This window comes from Bradyrhizobium sp. sGM-13 (assembly GCF_018398875.1).
Classification (GTDB): domain Bacteria; phylum Pseudomonadota; class Alphaproteobacteria; order Rhizobiales; family Xanthobacteraceae; genus Bradyrhizobium.
The window spans coordinates 86,135-103,634 of the sequence record NZ_JAGWDK010000024.1 but is presented as its reverse complement, the minus strand read 5'-3'; the positions used below and the strand labels follow the sequence as shown (position 1 = coordinate 103,634).

Sequence of the window (17,500 nt, the reverse complement as noted above, 5' to 3'; positions counted from 1 at the left end):
TCGGATGGACCCTCAGAAATGTGTGCATGCCCTAGTGCGTTCGCAGGGACGACGGCAGAGCTAGCTCAAATCCCGAGATACCGGTGCTGCAGATCCGGCTCCGCAATCAACTGCTCTGATGTCCCCGTCCACACCGTTCGCCCGCGCTCGATGATGTAGTGGCGGTCGGCGATCTTGGAGAGGTTGGCGACGTTCTTGTCGATGACGAGCACGGATTGGCCGCGGTCCTTCAGCATCGACAGGCAGTTCCAGATTTCCTCGCGGATCAAAGGCGCGAGGCCTTCGGTGGCTTCGTCGAGGATCAGAAGCTTCGGGTTTGTCATCAGCGCGCGGCCGATCGCCAGCATCTGCTGCTCGCCGCCGGACAGCGTCACGCCCATGTTGCTGCTGCGCTCGGCGAGCTTCGGAAACAGCGCGTGGATCTTGTCGATGGTCCAGGGATCGGGATTGCCTGAGCGGTTGCCCGAGGCCGCCACCAGATTCTCGTAGACCGTCAGGTTCGGAAAGATCTGGCGGCCTTCCGGCACCAGGCCGATGCCGAGTTTTGCTATTCTGTAGGACGGCAGGCTGCGCACTTGCTCACCCGCGAAACGGATCGTGCCCGCGCGAGCCGGCGTCATGCCCATGATGGAGCGGATGGTCGTGGTCTTGCCCATGCCGTTGCGGCCCATCAGGGCGACCATCTCGCCCGACTTTACCTTCAGCGACAGGCCGAACAGCACCTGGCTGAGACCGTAGCAGGTCTCGATGCCTTCAACTTCGAGCAGGGTTTCGGCGGTTTTTGATTCAGCCATGGCTAGCCACCACATGCTGGTCGCCGAGATAGGCGCGCTTGACTTCCTCATTGTTGCGGATGGCGTCGGGATCACCCGAGGCGATCACGCGGCCATAGACCAGCACGGTGATGCGGTCGGCCAGCGCGAACACCGCTTCCATGTCGTGCTCGACCAGCACGATGGTGACTTCCTTCCGCAATTCCTTGAGCAGCGCCACCATGCGCGCGGATTCGGTGACGCCGAGGCCGGCCATCGGCTCGTCGAGCAGCAGCAATTGCGGCTTGGTGGCGAGCGCCACCGCCAGCTCGAGCTCGCGCTGTTCGCCGTGGCTCAATTCCGACACCAGCACGTCGGCGCGCCTGGCGAGCCCTACCCGCGCGAGCGCCGCCTGCGCCGCGTCGCGCAGATGCCTCTCCTTGCGCGCCGAGCCCCAGAAGCGGAACGAGTGGCCGTCATGCGCTTGCGCCGCCAGCGCGACATTGTCGGCTGCGGTAAAATCCGGCAGCAGGCAGGTGATCTGGAACGAGCGCGCAAGGCCAAGCCGGCTGCGCTGATAGGGCGGCAGCCGCGTGATCTCGCGGCCGGCGAAGTGAATTGTGCCGGAATTCGGCATCAACTGTCCGGTCAACTGGCTGATCAGCGTGGTCTTGCCGGCGCCATTGGGACCGATGATGGCATGCAGTTCGCCCGGCACGACATCGAGCGACAGATTGTCGGTGGCTTTGATGCCACCAAAACTTCGGACCAGGTTTTCCACACGGAGCAGAGGATCAGCCACGGCTCAACCTCCCGAGCAGGCCCATGATGCCGCCGCGCGCGAACAGCACGATCAGCAGCAATAGCGGGCCCATGATCAGCGCCCAGTATTCGGTGAATTGCGACAGGACTTCTTCCAGCAGGAGGAACACGATGGTGCCCAGAACGGGACCGAACAGCGAGCCCATGCCGCCGAAGACCACCATCACCATGAGTTCCCCGGAGCGGGTCCAGTACATTCCGGCCGGGCTGATGAAATCGGTGTTGTTGGCGAGCAGTGCGCCGGCGAGGCCGCAGATCGTGCCCGAGATGACGAAGCAGACGAGCCTGTAGCGGTTGGCGTGAAAGCCGATCGCCTGCATGCGTTGCTCGTTGGAACGGACGCCCTGCACCACCATGCCGAACCGGGAATTGACGATGCGCCAGATGAGATAGACGCCACCGAACAGGCAGGCCAGGCAAAGGTAGTAGAACTGCACGCGGTTCGACAGGTCGATCAGGCCACCGAAAGTGCTGCGCTTGTAGATGGTGAGGCCGTCGTCGCCGCCATAGCGAGAGAGACCCGACGCGATGTAATAGGCCATCTGCGCGAAGGCGAGCGTGATCATGATGAAATAGACGCCGCGGGTGCGCAGGCTGAGCGCACCGATCACGAGCGCATAAAGCGCCGACAGCGCCAGCGCGACCGGCCACTGGATGAAGCCGGAGCCGATGCCTTCATGGGCGAGGACGCCCACCGCATAGCCGCCGATGCCGAGATAGGCGGCGTGGCCGAAGCTCATCATGCCGCCATAGCCCATGATGAGATTGAGGCTGGCGGCCGCCAGCGCGAAAATGACGATGCGGGTGAACAGCGTCAGGATGAAGATGTTGCCAGTCAATGCCGAATAGGCCGGCAGCAAGGTGAGGCCAAGCGCGACGAGCGCCACGATGACGTTGCGGGCGTTGATGTAAGATTTCATCGCTTGGCAGCCGGAAACAGCCCCTCCGGCCGCACGACGAGGACGATGGCCATCAGGAGATAGATCAGCATCGACGACAATGCGGGTGCGGCGGTGGAAGCGGCGGCGGAACTCAGCACGGTGCGCAGGAGATCGGGCAGGAAGGCGCGGCCGAGCGTATCGATCATGCCGACGAAGATCGCGGCCATGAACGCGCCGCGGATCGAGCCGATGCCGCCGATCACGATGATGACGAAAGCAAGAATGAGGATGTTCTCGCCCATGCCGATCTGCACGGTCAGGATCGGCGCCTGCATCAGGCCGGCGAGGCCTGCGAGCGCCGCGCCAAGCCCGAACACCAGCGTGAACAACAGCTTGATGTTGATGCCGAGCGCGCCGATCATTTCACGGTTGGAGGCGCCGGCGCGGATCAACATGCCGATCCTGGTCCGCATCACCACGATATAAAGCAATGCAGCAACCGCCAGCGCGACCACGATGATCGACAGCCGGTAGGCCGGATAGAACACGCCGGGGACGATTTGCACCGGGACGGTCAGCCAGGCCGGCAGCGGCAGGGACAGGCCGGCGGGACCCCAGATCAGCCGCACCGCGTCGTTGAAGAACAAGATCAGCCCGAAGGTTGCCAGCACCTGATCGAGATGGTCGCGGCCGTAGAGGTGCCTCAGTGCGATGAATTCGAGCGCGATGCCCAGCAGCAGCGTAGCGCCGAGCGCCAGCAATATGCCGAGCACAAAACTATTCGTCCAGGCGACAAAGGTCGCCGCGAAATAGGCGCCCATCATGTAGAGCGAGCCGTGCGCCAGATTGACGAAGTCCATGATGCCGAACACCAGCGTCAAGCCGGCCGCCAGCAGGAACAGCAGCAGGCCGAACTGCAGGCCGTTCAGCGATTGTTCTACGAGGACGAGCATGAACCTTAAAACTCTGGGCCTCGAGCGTGATGACCCGTCATCCCGCTCTATCTTTATGATTTGAGCATGATCTTATCGGAAGACCGGTGCCCACTTTTCCGGATCATGCTCCAACAAAACAGCGGCAGCACATCTGCGCCGCCGCCATTTTTCTTGTTGGGCGGATGATCTGTCGTTAACCGCCCCCGGGTCAAGCCCGAGGGCACGCTCCGGCGATCATGCACCGGGCATGCCAACAATCACTTCTTCATCGGACACTTGTCGTGGAAGCGATCCTGGTCGTCCTTGACGATGGTCGCCACCGTCTTCAGCGAGAGCTGGCCGTCGGCGTCCTTGACCACGTCCTGCAGGTAGAAATTCTGGATCGGAATGTGGTTGTTGCCGTATTTGAACGGACCGCGCACGGACTTGAAGTTGGCCTTCTCCATCTCGGCCTTCATCTCGTCCTTCTTCGAGGTATCGCCCTTCACCGCGACCACCGCACTGTTGATCAGGTTCGCGGCGTCATAGGACTGCGCGCCGTAGAACGTCGGGCGCAGGCCGGTGTACTTTTTGCGGTAGTCCTCGACGAACTTCTTGTTCTCGGGGAACGGCAAATCGTTGACCCATTGCTGCGCGCCGGGCACGCCGATTGCATTCTCCTTCTGCAGCGGCAGCGACAATTCGTCGATCGTGAACGCAGTGTAGAGCGGGATCTGCCCCTTGAGGCCCGCCTGGGCGTATTGATTGAGGAACTGGACACCGGCTGCGCCCGGATAGAACACGAAGATCGACTCGGCCTTGGAGTTCTTGGCCTTGGTGAGCTCGGCGGAGAAGTCGAGTTGGCTCGGCCACACCGTATATTCCTCGCCGACGACCTGGCCCTTGAAGGTGCTTTTGACGCCGGCCAGCATGTCCTTGCCGGCGGCGTAGTTCGGGCCGATCAGGAATACTGACTTCACGCCCTTCTGGTTCATGTAAGTGCCGACCGCCTGCGGGGTCTGGTCGTTCTGCCACGAGGTCGAGAACACGTAAGGCGAGCAGAGTTCGCCGGCGAGCTGCGAGGGGCCGGCATTGGACGTGATCAGGAAGGTTTTGGAATCGACCGCGGTCTTCAGCGACGCCAGCAGCACGTTCGACCAGATGTAGCCGACAATGAAGTCGACCTTGTCGGACTGGATCAGCTTTTCGGTCTTCTGCTTGCCGACGTCGGGCTTCTGGCCGTCGTCCTCATAGAGCACCTCGACCGGCTTGCCGCCCATCTTGCGGCCGAGATGGTCGAGCGCCAGTTCGAAGGAATTGCGCATGTCGTTGCCGATCACAGCGGTCGGGCCGCTGAAGGTCGATACAAAGCCGATTTTGATGGTGTCGCCAGCGAGCGCGGGCTGCGCCAGCGCCAGAATTGTTGCGCCCGCCAGCCAGAATGCCTTTTTCATAATCACTCCCCTCCTGTTTATCACGCAAAACCCGGTCAACCGGGCGACCGGCAACGCTTCTCCGCGCGCCTCTTATCTGTGAGGTATTTTGTGCGCGAAATCGCCGGTCAGCGGCAAGCATGAACCCAAGGCTCCGGTTAGAACCTTCGGCGCATGCTTAAGCCACCTGCACCATAATTCGCGGACGGCGGGGATGGCAAGAAATATAATGCCGGTTGCCCCGGCAACAATTGTCGCGGGTCTGGGCGCCATGCAAGCCCGATGGGTCGACTGCTGCAGCCGGCCGGCGCGCCGTGACGAGCGTCATCGCGCACCTCCAGAGGCGCTCGTTCAGATCAGGTATTCAGCGCCATCGATGACGTAAGGCGCATGGCGGAAATCCCGGATGGTCGCGACCTTGCCGGCCGACCAGCCCAGCAGCACGAAATATTTCGGCTTGGCATGGCCTTCGTTGGGATCGAACACCAGGATCGCGGGACGCCCCTCCACCAGGCCCGGCACCAGTTGCCAGTCGCTGACCTTGTCGTAGTTGCCGAAATAGCGGGACACTTCGGCCTTGCCGCGCAAGTGAGTTCTGCTGACGAGATCGAGCCTGATATCGTCCGAGATCATGGCGCGGATGGCGTCGAAATCGCGCGCGTTGAAATGGGCGACATAGGCACCGAGCCGCTCGCGATCGGCGTCGGATAGTTTTTGTTGCGGCGCGTCGTCGGGCTCGTCGGCAATCTCACGCAACTGCGCGCGGCCGCGATGCAGCGCGGCCTTGGCGGCGGGCAGGCTGCAATCCATCACCTCGCAGATTTCCTTCAGCGAGCAGCCGAGCACGTCCATCAGGATCACGCTGGCACGCTGCGGCACCGGCAACCGCATGAAGGTGCGCAAGGAGGTCGCGGCGATCTGGCGACTCGCCACGGCATCGAGCTGGTCAACGATCATGTCCACCTCCGCTGGTCCCCGGAACGCTTCCTGGCGCTTGCGCCGGCGCAGGAAATCCAGCGCGGTGTTGTGCGCAATGCGGAACAGCCAACCTTCGGGATTGCCGAGCGTGCCGGCGGAGGCATGCGCCTCCACCGCCTTGATCATGGCATCCTGCAACACGTCTTCGCCGTCGATGACGGATCCCACCATGCGCGCGCAATAGCGATGCAGCCTTGGGCGCATCGCCACCAGCAGGCGCTCGATGTCGAACGCGGCGGACGTCTCGGGACCCACTGTCATTCAGACTCCGGCAAGCGCGTTCTCGGTCTCGCGCAACATGCGATAATTGCCGACGACGGTCACGCCTTTCGGCAGCGGCGGTTCGGCGCAACGCTCGCGAATGCCGTTCTGGAACGCCTGAAACGCCGCCAGTTTCGGCAAGGCGCTGGAGCCGTCATCGGCTGCGGTCTCGACGAAGTGGATGAACGTATCATCCTCCAGCCGCAGCGATAGCGAAAGCCCTCCGGCTGGGCCGCCTGCAATTCGGCAAACACCGCCGCCACCAATTCGGCGTTCCTGTCGCTCATTTCCGGCTTGGTTTTGTACCTGATCACGGTTCGTCTCATGGCTTTCTCCTCATTTTGCGGCCATCTCGACCCCAAGGACGTTTTGGGATTGGGCAAAGGATGCGGCCATGTGAGAATTATTCTTTGCACAAACCTCCCCGTCGTCCCCGCGAACGCGGGGACCCATAACCACCGGGCGTTGTTGTTACGCCGCGCCGTGGCTCCAGCTTTCTCAACAACATACTCCTGTGGATATGGGTCCCGGCTCGCGCTTCGCTTGGCCGGGACGATAGCGTGATACGCTTTCGCTATCGGCCGATTGACAAAGGCGTATTGGAGCGGAGCAGCAAATGGCTACATAATCCAAGGCGTTGAGACATCTGAAACCGGGGTCGCATTCCCATGACGACAGTGCCGAAAGAACCCCATCACGTCGTGATCGTCGGCGCCGGTTTCGGCGGTCTGGAGACCGCCTTTGGCCTCGCCGGGGCGCCGGTCCGGATCACGTTGATCGACCGCCGCAACCATCATCTGTTCCAGCCGCTGCTCTACCAGGTCGCGACCGCTTCGCTGGCGACGTCGGAGATTGCCTGGCCGATCCGCTATCTCTTGCGCGACCGCCCCGAAGTGACGACGCTGTTTGCTAACGTGAATGGCGTCGATGCCGAGGGAAAGCGCGTGCTGCTCGAGGACGGCGAAACGATTTCCTACGACACGCTGATCCTCGCCACCGGCGCCCGCCACGCCTATTTCGGCCACGATGAATGGGAGCCGTTCGCGCCGGGCCTGAAGACGCTGGAGGATGCCACGACATTGCGGCGGCGCATCCTCGTCGCCTTCGAGCGCGCCGAGCGCGAGAAGGATCCGGCGCGGCGCGCGGCGCTACTCACCTTCGTCATCATCGGCGCCGGCCCGACCGGCGTCGAAATGGCCGGAACAATCGCCGATCTCGCCAAGGACACGCTGCCGCCGGACTTTCGCAACATCGATACCCACAAGACCCGCGTTGTCCTGATCGAGGCCGGCCCGCGCGTGCTCGCGGGCTTTCCCGAAGACCTCTCTTCCTACGCGCGGCGCGCGCTGGAGGAACTCGGCGTCGAGGTGATGTTGGGGCAGCCCGTCACCGAATGTGCGATCGACGGTGTCGTCTATGGCGGCAACAAGCTGGAGGCCAGGACCATCGTCTGGGCGGCTGGCGTGCGCGCCTCGCGCGCGGCGGAGTGGATGAAGGCGCCCGCCGACCGCGCCTACCGCCTGAAGGTCGAGCCCGATCTGACCGTGCCCGGCCATCCCGATGTCTTTGCCATCGGCGATACCGTGACGATCGCGGGCCCCGACGGCAATCTCGTGCCCGGCATCGCGCCGGCGGCCAAGCAGCAGGGGCGCTATGTGGCGGCGTTGATCAAGGCGCGCCTCTCCGGCGGTACGCTGCCGCCGTTCCGCTACAAGCATGCCGGCAGTCTCGCGCAGATCGGCAAGAAGAAGGCCGTGATCGATTTCGGTCGCATCAAGCTGCGCGGCAATCTCGCCTGGTGGATCTGGGGAATCGCCCACATCTACTTCCTGATCGGTCTGCGCAACCGGCTCAGCGTCGCCTTGAGTTGGCTGTGGATTCACGCCCGCGACCAGCGCGCCGCGCGGCTGATTACGCAGGGCTCGAGCAAGGTCACGGGATAAAATCTTCTATCGCAGTCAGCCTGGCGCTGCGCCGCTTTTGGGTTGACGTCCGTGCCGCACCCGCCATTCTGGTATGACCGCGAGACAATACGCGGGATACAAGGCGGGAGAAGATGATGCAGATCAGTTTGCGCGCGTGCACTTGCCTGGCTTCGCTGATCGCGGCGACCTCCTTAAGCACCGTCGAGGCAATGGCAGCGAAAATGACCGGCGATCCGGCCGCGACCTGCAGCGATCTTATCCATCCGACCGACAATGTCGTCCGGATCGACTCCGCTTCCATGATTGCGCCGACGCCGCTCGCGGTCGCCGAAAGAGGACCGACTCCAGCGGCGCGGGTCGCGCCGGCCAACCCAGAATTCTGCAAGGTGCTCGGCCGGATCGCGCCCTCTGATCCGAATGCCCCCCGATCAAATTCCAGGTGAATCTCCCGGTCGAGTGGAATGGCCGCTCGCTGCAATATGGCGGCGGGGGTTTCAACGGCGTGCTGATCACCGGCCTTGCCCTGCCGCCGGCGCATCCCTTCGGCGCGCCATCGCCGCTGGCGCAGGGCTTCGTCACCTACGGCACGGATTCCGGCCACGAGACCAAGCCGGGCGAGCCGCCGCAGGTGTTTGCGCTCAACGACGAAGCGTTCGAGAATTTTGCGCATCGCTCCTACAAGCGCGTGCGCGACGCGGCCGTCGCGCTAATGGTGCGCGCCTACGGCAATCCGCCGAAGAAACTGTATTTCATGGGATCGTCCGAAGGCGGCCGCGAGGGGCTAACGATGGCGCAGCGGTATCCGGAGGATTTTGACGGCATTTTTGCGCGCGTGCCCGTCATCAACTGGGTCGGGCTGCAGCATGCCGGCACGCGGTCCGGTCTCGCCACAATGGGCGAAGGCTGGATCCGCCCTGCGCAGGTCGAGCTCGTGGCCAAGGCGGTATTGCAGACCTGCGACAAGGCCGACGGCGCCGAGGATTCGCTCGTGCTCGATCCGGTCGGCTGCAAGGCGAAATTCCAGCCGGAGTCGCTGCGCTGCGCGTCCGGCGAGAGCGGCGACCAATGCCTGACTGACGCCCAGATCACGGCGATCAAGACGCTGCACGCGACCTACAAATTTCCGTTCGCGCTGGAGAACGGCCTTGATGACTATCCGGGCTGGGGTGTGTCGGGCGAAAATACGCCGGCCTTCGGGCCGACCGGCGGCTGGATCTCGTGGTGGCTCGGCAAGGCGGCGCCGGCGCAGCCGCCCTCACCGGCCAACGGCATCGCCTGGATCTATGGTGCCGGCGGCATTCAATATGTCTTCGCGCGCAACCCGAAGCTCGACGTCACGACCTACAAGCCTGAGGACCACAAGGAGCGCGTGCTTTACGTGTCCAAGCTGATGGATTCGACCAATCCCGACCTCAGCCGCTTCAGCGCGCGCGGCGGCAAGCTCGTGATGCTCGAATATATGGCGGACTATGCCCAGAGCCCCTATGCGGGAATTCGTTACTTTGAAAACGTGCAGCGCACGCTCGGCAAGGAGAAAACGGCGGAATTCGCGCGTCTTTATACGGCGCCTGGCGTCGACCATGTCGGCTCGGGCGCGCCCGCCAACGTCGACATGCTGGCCGTTCTCGTCGACTGGGTCGAGAATGGCAAGGCGCCCGGCGACCTCGAAGTGATCGAGCAGAAGGTCGAAGCGCCGGCATTCGAAACGCTGCGTTCGCTGCCGCTGTGCCGGTGGCCGGCATGGCCGCATTACAAATCGGGACAGGTCAATCTCGCGGCGAGCTTTTACTGCGCGCCGTGACAGACACGCGCCAACTCCCTACCGCAGCGCCACCGGCAGGTTGAGCAGGCCACGAAACGCCCATCCGACGACCCGCACCGGCTCGCCCTCGACCAGATGCAGATCAGGAAATCGCTCGAAAATGCTCGGCAGCGCGACATCGGCCACCATCGCCCGCGACGCCCAGGCGCCGGCGCAAAAATGCGGTCCCGCGCCGAAGGCGATGCTCTTGCTGGCGTCGCGCCTGACGTCGAAGCATTCCGGGTTCTCAAAATGCTTCTCGTCGCGATTGGCCGACCCGAACATCAGGAACACGCGCTCGTCGGTTTCGAATTCCACATCGCGAATCCGCCATGGCCGGGCCACGCGGCGCGGCGACATGCCGATTGGCGAAATCCAGCGGGCATATTCCTCGAACGCCTGTAGCCAGGGAATTTCGCCGCCGCGCACGAGTTCAAGCTGATCGGGATGGGTGAGCAGCGCCCATGCCGTCCCCGCAATGGCATCGCGCGGCTCGTTCTGGCCGCCGCTGATCGCGAGCTTGATATTGGCGCGCACGCTATCCATAGGCATATCGGAGGCAAGCATCACGCCGAGCAGGCTAAGATCGGGGTTCCTGCGCAGCACCGGGACCATGTCGTCGATCGCGGCATCGATGCCGGCGGTCGCGGCATGACAGCGTGCCTCCACCGCAGGAGCGCCGGCATAGTTGGCGATGCCGTCGATCATCCCTTGCGACCATGCGTTCATGTCCTGGAAACGCATGTTGGTCAGCCCCGTGATCGACTTCAGGCACTCGGCCGAGAATGGCAGGGCGAAATCCCTCACGAAGTCGAGGGCGCCTTCCGGCTCGAGTGCGTCGATGATGCGGTCGGCATGCGCCTGAAACTGCGCAGTCCAGTGCGATTTGACGGTTTTGGGCGAGATCGCGGGAAAGATGGCCTTGCGCTCGACCATATGCGCATCGCCATCCTTGCGCATCATGTTGTGGCCCATCAGCTTGTTCATCAAGCCCTCGGGCTGGTGCGAGCTGAACACGTCGATCTGCTTTTCCGATACGAAAATGTCGTCGCGGCTGCAGAGCAGCGTGCTGCCGAGCTGCGGGACAAACGCGATCGGCGCCTCTCGCCGCAGCCTTGCGAGCGTTGGGTAGGGATCCTGCCAGAAAGCGGCAGGCTCGATATCGATGCGGGGCGCAGTGCTCACGATCGGCCTCCGGGTTCGGAAAGGTCGTATGCTAAGCCCTCAAAAGAAAGCCGTCTGTCCCAATGGATTGGGACAGCACAGGATCGGCGGCGAAAGAACCGCGGATTTACCTCAGTTCATGCTGCGCGCCGCAAGCAGGCGCAGCACGATCGCAAACAATTCGTTCTGTGAGCAGATACCTAGCTTCTCATAGGCGCGCTTGCGATAGGTCAGCGTCGAATGCGGGCTGATACCGAGGTCGGCGGAAATCGCCTCCGAGCTGAGGCCGGAAACGATGCGCAGGCATACCGCCCGCTCGCGGCCGGTGAGACGCGCGAACGGCGCGCCTGATGCAAACAGCGCTTCGAGTGTGCGATCCGGATCGTCCGGCGATACCAGCTCGTGCTGGAAATGACGCGCTACTGCGGCGCTGACGGCCGGTGCAACGGTTCGCAACCGCTCGACCTCGTCGCTGGCGAAACGGCCCTGCGACGTGGTTCGATAGAAGTTGACATAGAAGCAGGTCTGCCCGACCCAGACCGCAGCCGCCAGCTTGTCGACGATCCCGGAATCTTCAAAGAAGATCTTGCGGTACTTGTCTCCGTACATGCGTCGCGTAAAGGTCGGCAGCACGATTGGCCTGCCGATCGCCTGCTTCCGGAAGATTGCATCCCGGTTCGGATCGGCGAAGTGAAAATGATCCGAATAGGCGGCGCCGAGTTCGGCGCCGACCGGAATGTTGCCGATGTCGAGCAGACAGCGCGCAGAGCGTTCGCCGGCAAACGAAAACACCATGCAGTGACCCACGCCCGCAACCCGACGGAGCGTTGCGATCAGGGTTCGCGCAAACTCAGGCTGGCCGATCGCAAGCACGGCCGGCGTGATGTCGCTCGTTGCAGGACATGCAGAAGCTGCTTCCGCTTTCATGGTTTCCTCCTGCCAGAGGCTAATCGGCCTCACTTCACCAGCGAGCAGCCGCCTTCAGCAAGCGGGCGGAAGGCCTGGTCGGCCGGAATGGTTGATACCAGCTTATAGTAATCATAGGGGTATTTCGACTCTTCCGGCTTCTTGACCTCGAACAGGTACATCGGGTGGATGACGCGGCCGTCCTGGCGAATGGTGACGTCGCCGAACAATTTGTCTTTGCCCTTGAACTTCTTCATCTCAGGCACCGCATCCTTGGCGTGATCGCTGCCGGTCGCAGCCACTGCGTTGAGATAGGCGAGCGTGGAAGCATAGACGCCGGCCTGATTGCCGCTCGGCATCTTGCCGTTCACACCCGGCCGCGTTGCGAAGCGCTTTGCAAACGCGCGGGTGTTTTCATCCATGTCCCAATAAAACGCCTCGAACAGTTGCAGGCCCTGGCCTACCTTCAGCCCCATGCCGTGTACGTCGTTGATGAACAGCAGGAACGCCACCATCGTCTGTCCGCTTTGCTGAAGGCCGAACTCGGCCGCCTGCTTCACCGCATTGACGGTGTCGCCGCCGGCATTGGCGAGGCCGATGACCTTGGCCTTGGAATTCTGCGCCTGCAGCAGAAGCGATGCAAAGTCCGGCGTGTTGAGCGGATGCTTGGCCGAGCCCAGCACCTTGCCGCCGTGCTTTTCGATGTAGTTGGTGGCCTCGGCCTCGATGCCCTGGCCGAGCGCAAAATTCACCGTGATGAAGTACCATTCCTTGCCGCCGCGCGCCATCATCGCCGCCGCGGTGGAGTTGCCGGTCGCCCAGGCATCATTGACCCACTGGATCGTGTTCGGCGAGCAGGCCTTGCCGGTCAGGTCGGAGCTCGCCGTCGACGACGCAAGAAACGTCATGCGGCTATCACGCAGCAGCGAGTTGATGGTGAGCCCAACAGCCGAATTCGGTACGTCGACCACGGCATCGACGCCATCGACGTCGAGCCATTTACGCACGATCGCAGATCCCACGTCGGCCTTGTTCTGGTGATCGGCATAGACAATTTCGACCTTGATACCCTTGCCGCCGCCGTTGAAATCCTCCGCTGCCATGCGCGCGGCTTCTACCGACCCCATGCCGTTGGTGTCCTGGAAGATGCCTGAGATGTCGTTCAGCACGCCGATGCGCACGACATTGTCGGAAATTTCCGCGCGCGCCGCACCCGTCGCCACGCAAGACAAGGCAAGCGCGAGACCTAACCTTAAACCCCTCATCGTTCTCTCCCTTTCGAAATGTGATCTTGAGCGTTCCCGGACTTCGCCGGGTTTGATTTCAGTTCAGGTGATCAGGCCGTCACAATTGCCGGTCCGGCAGATTGAGAACCAAACCATCGAGATCGGCAGCCAACTTGATCTGGCAGGACAGGCGGCTGTTGGCCCGCCGTTCGGCGGCGGCGCCGTCCAGCAGCGCGTCCTCGTCGTCGCCCATCGCCGGCAGGCGGGCGAGCCAGCCCTCGTCGACATAGACGTGGCAGGTGGCGCACATCGCGTTGCCGCCGCATTCGGCCAGAATTCCACCGACATCGTGGCGCGTCGCCGCCTGCATTGCGCTTTCGCCATCGCTGGCATCGATGCGCTGCGCCCGGCCGTCAGGGTGAACAAACGTGATGCTCGGCATCGGCGGTCCGTCAGGCCGGAGAAATTGTGATCGGGAGACTTTCGAGGCCGCGCAGCGTGTTGTTGTAGCGGCGCTTCACCGGGCCTGATATCTCGATACTTGCAACCTTGCGCGCGATCGCCGCCAGCATCACCTCGCCTTCGAGGCGCGCGAGAAGCTGGCCGACGCACATATGGATGCCCGAACCGAACCCGACATGGCCGGAGGTACGGCGGGTGATGTCGTAGCGGTCAGGATTTTCCCAGCGCCGCGGATCGCGGTTGGCGGCGCCAAGGAACATCAGAACCTTTTCGCCTTCGCCGATGCGATGGCCGGCGAGTTCGACCTCCCGCGTCGTGGTGCGGAAAAAGGTCTGCACCGGGCTTTCGAAACGGATCGCTTCCTCGAATGCGTTGCGCGCCAGCGTCGGATCGCTGCGCAGCCGCGCAAGCTGATCGGGGAAGCGCGCCAGGCAGTACATCGCGGCGCCGATACCGTTGACGGTGGTGTCGAGGCCTGCCGAAAGCAGCGAGCGCACCAGCAGCGGCGCCTCTTCTGCCGTGATGTCGCCGGCGTCGGCGCGCGCATGGATGCAGGCGCCGAAGCCGCCGGGCGCAAGATTTTCGCGCTGGCACTGCGCGGCGACATAGGCCTGATGTGGCGCGGAGCGCTCGATCGCCTCCTGGCGTAACTGGTTCGGCGGCCCGAACGCGTTGAACACCAGGCTGGCATAGGGCAACAGATTCTCCCGCCCCTCCTGCTTCAGGCCCATCGCATCAGGAAATACCGAGAGCGGATAAGCCTCCGCGAGATCGGCAACCGCATCGAAACGTCCGCGCGCCAGCAATTCGTCGACCTTGGCCGCGGCCATCGCCGTGAAATGTTCGCGGACCTGCTTCATGGCGGTCGGTGACAGCACCTGGGCGAGGACCGCGCGTGTCCTGGTATGCGCCGGCGGATCCGCTTCAAGGATGATGCTTTGCGGTCGCCACGGCTTTTCCTTGGCAAAATCGCTCAAGCCGACGCCGCGGCTCGAACAGAAGGTCAGGGGATCGTTGAGGACGGCGTGCACTTCGGCATAGCGTGCGACGCCATAGACGCCCCACTTCTCGAGCCAGACCGCCGGCCCGGCCTCGCGGAGGACGTCGTGGATCCGGTGCGGATCCTCGAAAAACTCCGTCGAGAACGGGTCTACGTCCAGACGGGGCACGCCGGCCGGCGCACTCCGCTCCGGGGTTGCAGCATCTATCCGGGATGTCGCGCTCATGTCGGTCTCCTGCATAATCTTCTTGCAGAGCGGTGTGCGCTGTCTCTATGTCTGGAACGCTGGAGCAGCGTCGGAAAAGCATGAGCAGGAACAGACAGGCGCGCGCGCCCCGTGCGGGCGCGGCAGGCAGGAGCGGACGGGCCGAACAGGTGCTCGACCTCGATCGTTACGTTCCGGCCCTCATCACCTTCATCGCCAACAAGTTGTCGCGCAGCGCGACCGTGGTCTATCACAAGCGCTTCGGGGTTAACGTCACGGAATGGCGGATCCTGTCGCTGCTCGCGATCGAGCCGGAAATCTCGGCGGCGCGGATCTGCCACGTGATCGGCTTCGACAAGGGGCCGGTGAGCCGGACGCTGGCCGGCATGGAGGAACGCGGGCTGGTCAGCATCAGGGCCGACCGCGAGGACGGTCGCACTCATTCGATCTCGCTGACCCCGAAGGGCTATGCCACCCATGATCAGGTCATCGCGGTCGCGCTCGAACGCGAGCGCCGCTTGCTCTCCTGCCTGAGCAAGTCGGAGCGAGAGACCCTGATCGCACTGCTGCTGCGGGTGCACGGCAATCTCGACGCCGTGAAGGGCGCGGGCGAAGTCGATACGAAGAGCTGAGCGGCGCGTATTAGCCGCGCCGCGGCCACCACACTGCGCACGCGACATCGCATTGCGTCGTCGCGATCCGACACGCCCGAACATCCGTTTTCTCCCTGTGCGGCCCGGCACTCTCCGTGCTCTGCGATCGGCTGCGTATTGAAGACAGGCTCGCACAAATTAGTTGCCTTGGCAACATATATGACAACGCCCAAAATGATTTCGGCTGCGGCCGATTGCTGCCGGCCGCCGCCGGTCAGGTCATCTCTTGACCAGCGGGCAGTTGCCGTCGCTTTCGGGACGAAATGCCTGATCGCCCGGGATCGTAGCGACGACCTTCAACAGATCCCATTTCGACGTGGATTCGTCAGGCTTCTTCACCTCGAGCAGAAACAGCGGGTGAATCTTACGCCCGTCTGCGCGGATGGTTCCCTTGCCGAACAGCGGATCGTCGGTCGGCATCGCCTTCATCGCCGCGACAACAGCCTTGCCGTCGGCGGCGCCGCCGATCTTGTCGACGGCCTTCAGATAATGCAGCACCGAAGCATAGACGCCGGCTTGCATGTCGTTCGGATAATTCTTTTGCGGATGGCGTTCGACAAACCGTTTTGCAAAAGCGCGCGTGCCGTCGTTCAGGTCCCAGTAGAACGGATTCATGATCTGCGCGCCCTGGGCTGCCTTCAGGCCGAGCGCAGGAATTCCGTTCATGCCGAGGATCAGCCCGACCAACTTCTGCTTTTGCGTCAGCCCGAATTCCGCCGCCTGCTTGATCGAGGTGATGGTGTCGTCACCGGCATTCGCCACGCCGACGATGTCGGCACCCGAGGCCTGCGCCTGCAGCAAGAACGAAGCATAGTCTGCTGTGCCGAGAGGATGGCGCACGGCGCCGAGCACTTCGCCGCCGGAGGCTTTGACGCCTTCCATCGCCTGCTTCTCCAGGTCGTGGCCGAAGGCGTAATCAGCGGTCAGAAAGAACCATTTCTTGCCGCCTTGGGCTACCACGGCTTTGCCAAGGCCACGGCCGTAGGCATAGGTATCGTAGGTCCAGTGCACGGTGTTCGGCGTGCATTTCTCGCCGGTGAGAAGCGCTGTGCCGGCACCCGAGCCGATGAAGACCTTGTTCTTCTGCTCGCTCATATTGGCAACCGCGAGCGCAATCGCCGAGTTCGGCAGGTCGAAGATGGCGTCGATGCTTTCGGTATCGTACCAGCGCCGCGCGATGCCGACGCCGACGTCGGTCTTGTTCTGATGATCGGCGGTGATGACGTCGACCACCTTGCCGGCAGCCTTGCCGCCATAGTCCTCCACCGCCATTTGCGCTGATATGACCGAGCCGATGCCCTGGTAGGTCGAGAACACACCCGACTGGTCGTTGAGCACGCCGATCCGGACGCGGTCCTGGGCCTGGGCTTGGTCTTGGAGAGCGCCGGCGAATATTCCGCCGAGCGCGACCACGAGCATTCCTATGCGAAAAAGCTGTCGCATGCGTTCCCTCCTGCATGGAAAAGGCGGTCTTCGCGACCGCTTCGAAATTACTTATAACTTATAAGCATTTTGAGGATTGTCAATTCACGTGTTGCCGTGCGAGCTTTTGCCCATGGAAAGAATCGGAAAAATTTCGGCGCGCAACGGCAACGGAGCGGCCAGACCGGCCGAGCCGGACTCGGCGCGAAAACTCGATCTCACCGCGCTGCAGCAGACTCCGGGATTCATGATCCGGATCCTGCAGTTGGAGAACTTCGAGGCGTTCTATCCGTATTTCGAGTCCCTAAACCTTTCGCCGCTCGAATACGCCATCCTGGTTACGGTGCGGGACAACAAGACGGTGACGCAGAGCGAACTCGCCGCCGTGTTGAAGATGCAGCTCCCCAACCTCGTGAAAATCCTGTCACGCATGGAGGAAAGCGGCGTCTTGAAGCGGAAGCGATCCGCGCGGGACAAGCGCGCGGTCGAGCTCAGTCTCAGCGCGGCGGGCGAGAAGCGCGCTGACGAGGCCAGCCGGCTTGGCGAGAGCTTTAATGCGCAGACGCTTTCCGCGCTCAGCAAGAGCGAGCAGACGGCATTTCTCCAGATGCTGGTGCGGCTGGTCGAGGCGCACAAGCACGGATTTTGAGACGCGAGCGCGTGTTGCAACGCGCGAGCAATAGCCCGCAGCAAAA

The 17,500-nt window shown here is 62.8% G+C and carries 16 protein-coding genes and 1 pseudogene; 4 read left to right on the top strand and 13 right to left on the bottom strand.

Going from position 1 to position 17,500, the window contains the following annotated elements:
* Positions 1-65: 65 nt before the first annotated feature.
* The 7 genes from KJQ96_RS28975 to KJQ96_RS42155 form a co-directional block, all read right to left on the bottom strand.
* The gene (locus KJQ96_RS28975) at positions 66-794 is read right to left on the bottom strand and encodes an ABC transporter ATP-binding protein (protein ID WP_213289781.1); all 729 of its coding nucleotides are present in this window, start codon (positions 792-794) and stop codon (positions 66-68) included.
* A complete protein-coding gene (locus tag KJQ96_RS28970; protein WP_213289780.1) occupies positions 787-1,554 on the bottom strand; it encodes an ABC transporter ATP-binding protein in 768 nt (255 codons plus the stop codon). The genes KJQ96_RS28975 and KJQ96_RS28970 overlap by 8 nt, the downstream gene beginning before the upstream one ends.
* Complete coding sequence (locus tag KJQ96_RS28965) at positions 1,547-2,494, bottom strand: branched-chain amino acid ABC transporter permease (RefSeq protein WP_213289779.1); 948 nt, start codon at positions 2,492-2,494, stop codon at positions 1,547-1,549. Before KJQ96_RS28965 ends, KJQ96_RS28970 begins: the two co-directional genes overlap by 8 nt.
* Positions 2,491-3,408, bottom strand: coding sequence for a branched-chain amino acid ABC transporter permease (locus KJQ96_RS28960; RefSeq protein WP_213289778.1), 918 nt, complete (start codon positions 3,406-3,408; stop codon positions 2,491-2,493). The genes KJQ96_RS28965 and KJQ96_RS28960 overlap by 4 nt, the downstream gene beginning before the upstream one ends.
* Before the next feature lie 239 nt (positions 3,409-3,647).
* Entirely contained in the window at positions 3,648-4,823 is a 1,176-nt protein-coding gene (locus KJQ96_RS28955) for an ABC transporter substrate-binding protein (RefSeq protein WP_213289777.1), read from the bottom strand.
* Positions 4,824-5,153: 330 nt separating this feature from the next.
* Positions 5,154-6,041: a sigma-70 family RNA polymerase sigma factor gene (locus KJQ96_RS28950; RefSeq protein ID WP_213289776.1), complete on the bottom strand. Its 888-nt coding sequence runs from the start codon at positions 6,039-6,041 to the stop codon at positions 5,154-5,156.
* Positions 6,042-6,182, bottom strand: a complete 141-nt coding sequence (locus tag KJQ96_RS42155; RefSeq protein WP_375293213.1) for a hypothetical protein — start codon at positions 6,180-6,182, stop codon at positions 6,042-6,044. It abuts the gene before it with no gap.
* Between the two features lie 527 nt (positions 6,183-6,709).
* Between KJQ96_RS42155 and KJQ96_RS28940 the strand changes: the two genes are divergently transcribed.
* Positions 6,710-7,984, top strand: a complete 1,275-nt coding sequence (locus KJQ96_RS28940) for an NAD(P)/FAD-dependent oxidoreductase (RefSeq protein ID WP_213289775.1) — start codon at positions 6,710-6,712, stop codon at positions 7,982-7,984.
* A gap of 203 nt (positions 7,985-8,187) precedes the next feature.
* Positions 8,188-9,767: pseudogene (locus KJQ96_RS28935) on the top strand (tannase/feruloyl esterase family alpha/beta hydrolase).
* Between the two features lie 18 nt (positions 9,768-9,785).
* Here KJQ96_RS28935 and KJQ96_RS28930 read toward each other — a convergent pair.
* The 5 genes from KJQ96_RS28930 to KJQ96_RS28910 all read right to left on the bottom strand — a co-directional run bounded on the left by KJQ96_RS28930 (position 9,786) and on the right by KJQ96_RS28910 (position 14,751).
* Positions 9,786-10,952 carry a cytochrome P450 gene (locus KJQ96_RS28930; protein ID WP_213289774.1) on the bottom strand — a complete coding sequence of 389 codons (1,167 nt, stop codon included), beginning with the start codon at positions 10,950-10,952 and terminating at the stop codon, positions 9,786-9,788.
* Between the two features lie 111 nt (positions 10,953-11,063).
* Complete coding sequence (locus KJQ96_RS28925; protein WP_213289773.1) at positions 11,064-11,858, bottom strand: LuxR C-terminal-related transcriptional regulator; 795 nt, start codon at positions 11,856-11,858, stop codon at positions 11,064-11,066.
* 29 nt (positions 11,859-11,887) lie between these two features.
* Complete coding sequence (locus tag KJQ96_RS28920) at positions 11,888-13,102, bottom strand: ABC transporter substrate-binding protein (RefSeq protein ID WP_213289772.1); 1,215 nt, start codon at positions 13,100-13,102, stop codon at positions 11,888-11,890.
* Positions 13,103-13,181: 79 nt separating this feature from the next.
* Positions 13,182-13,505 carry a 2Fe-2S iron-sulfur cluster-binding protein gene (locus tag KJQ96_RS28915; protein WP_213289771.1) on the bottom strand — a complete coding sequence of 108 codons (324 nt, stop codon included), beginning with the start codon at positions 13,503-13,505 and terminating at the stop codon, positions 13,182-13,184.
* Between the two features lie 10 nt (positions 13,506-13,515).
* A complete protein-coding gene (locus KJQ96_RS28910) occupies positions 13,516-14,751 on the bottom strand; it encodes a cytochrome P450 (protein ID WP_213289770.1) in 1,236 nt (411 codons plus the stop codon).
* A gap of 80 nt (positions 14,752-14,831) precedes the next feature.
* Between KJQ96_RS28910 and KJQ96_RS28905 the strand changes: the two genes are divergently transcribed.
* Entirely contained in the window at positions 14,832-15,362 is a 531-nt protein-coding gene (locus tag KJQ96_RS28905; RefSeq protein WP_213289769.1) for a MarR family winged helix-turn-helix transcriptional regulator, read from the top strand.
* Between the two features lie 240 nt (positions 15,363-15,602).
* Here the strand turns inward: KJQ96_RS28905 and KJQ96_RS28900 are convergent, their stop codons facing one another.
* The gene (locus tag KJQ96_RS28900) at positions 15,603-16,826 is read right to left on the bottom strand and encodes an ABC transporter substrate-binding protein (protein ID WP_213289768.1); all 1,224 of its coding nucleotides are present in this window, start codon (positions 16,824-16,826) and stop codon (positions 15,603-15,605) included.
* A gap of 112 nt (positions 16,827-16,938) precedes the next feature.
* On the opposite strand from KJQ96_RS28900, the gene KJQ96_RS28895 reads away from it, so the two are divergent.
* On the top strand, positions 16,939-17,454 hold the full coding sequence (locus KJQ96_RS28895; protein WP_213289767.1) for a MarR family winged helix-turn-helix transcriptional regulator: 516 nt from the start codon (positions 16,939-16,941) through the stop codon (positions 17,452-17,454).
* Positions 17,455-17,500: the final 46 nt, after the last annotated feature.

Bases quoted from the DNA above. Each gene is read 5' to 3' on its own strand.
- KJQ96_RS28975 (WP_213289781.1), bottom strand. From the start codon at position 794: ATGGCTGAATCAAAAACCGCCGAAACCCTGCTCGAAGTTGAAGGCATC.
- KJQ96_RS28965 (WP_213289779.1), bottom strand. From the start codon at position 2,494: ATGAAATCTTACATCAACGCCCGCAACGTCATCGTGGCGCTCGTCGCG.
- KJQ96_RS28960 (WP_213289778.1), bottom strand. From the start codon at position 3,408: ATGCTCGTCCTCGTAGAACAATCGCTGAACGGCCTGCAGTTCGGCCTG.
- KJQ96_RS28955 (WP_213289777.1), bottom strand. From the start codon at position 4,823: ATGAAAAAGGCATTCTGGCTGGCGGGCGCAACAATTCTGGCGCTGGCG.
- KJQ96_RS28950 (WP_213289776.1), bottom strand. From the start codon at position 6,041: ATGACAGTGGGTCCCGAGACGTCCGCCGCGTTCGACATCGAGCGCCTG.
- KJQ96_RS28940 (WP_213289775.1), top strand. From the start codon at position 6,710: ATGACGACAGTGCCGAAAGAACCCCATCACGTCGTGATCGTCGGCGCC.
- KJQ96_RS28925 (WP_213289773.1), bottom strand. From the start codon at position 11,858: ATGAAAGCGGAAGCAGCTTCTGCATGTCCTGCAACGAGCGACATCACG.
- KJQ96_RS28920 (WP_213289772.1), bottom strand. From the start codon at position 13,102: ATGAGGGGTTTAAGGTTAGGTCTCGCGCTTGCCTTGTCTTGCGTGGCG.
- KJQ96_RS28915 (WP_213289771.1), bottom strand. From the start codon at position 13,505: ATGCCGAGCATCACGTTTGTTCACCCTGACGGCCGGGCGCAGCGCATC.
- KJQ96_RS28910 (WP_213289770.1), bottom strand. From the start codon at position 14,751: ATGAGCGCGACATCCCGGATAGATGCTGCAACCCCGGAGCGGAGTGCG.
- KJQ96_RS28905 (WP_213289769.1), top strand. From the start codon at position 14,832: ATGAGCAGGAACAGACAGGCGCGCGCGCCCCGTGCGGGCGCGGCAGGC.
- KJQ96_RS28900 (WP_213289768.1), bottom strand. From the start codon at position 16,826: ATGCGACAGCTTTTTCGCATAGGAATGCTCGTGGTCGCGCTCGGCGGA.
- KJQ96_RS28895 (WP_213289767.1), top strand. From the start codon at position 16,939: ATGGAAAGAATCGGAAAAATTTCGGCGCGCAACGGCAACGGAGCGGCC.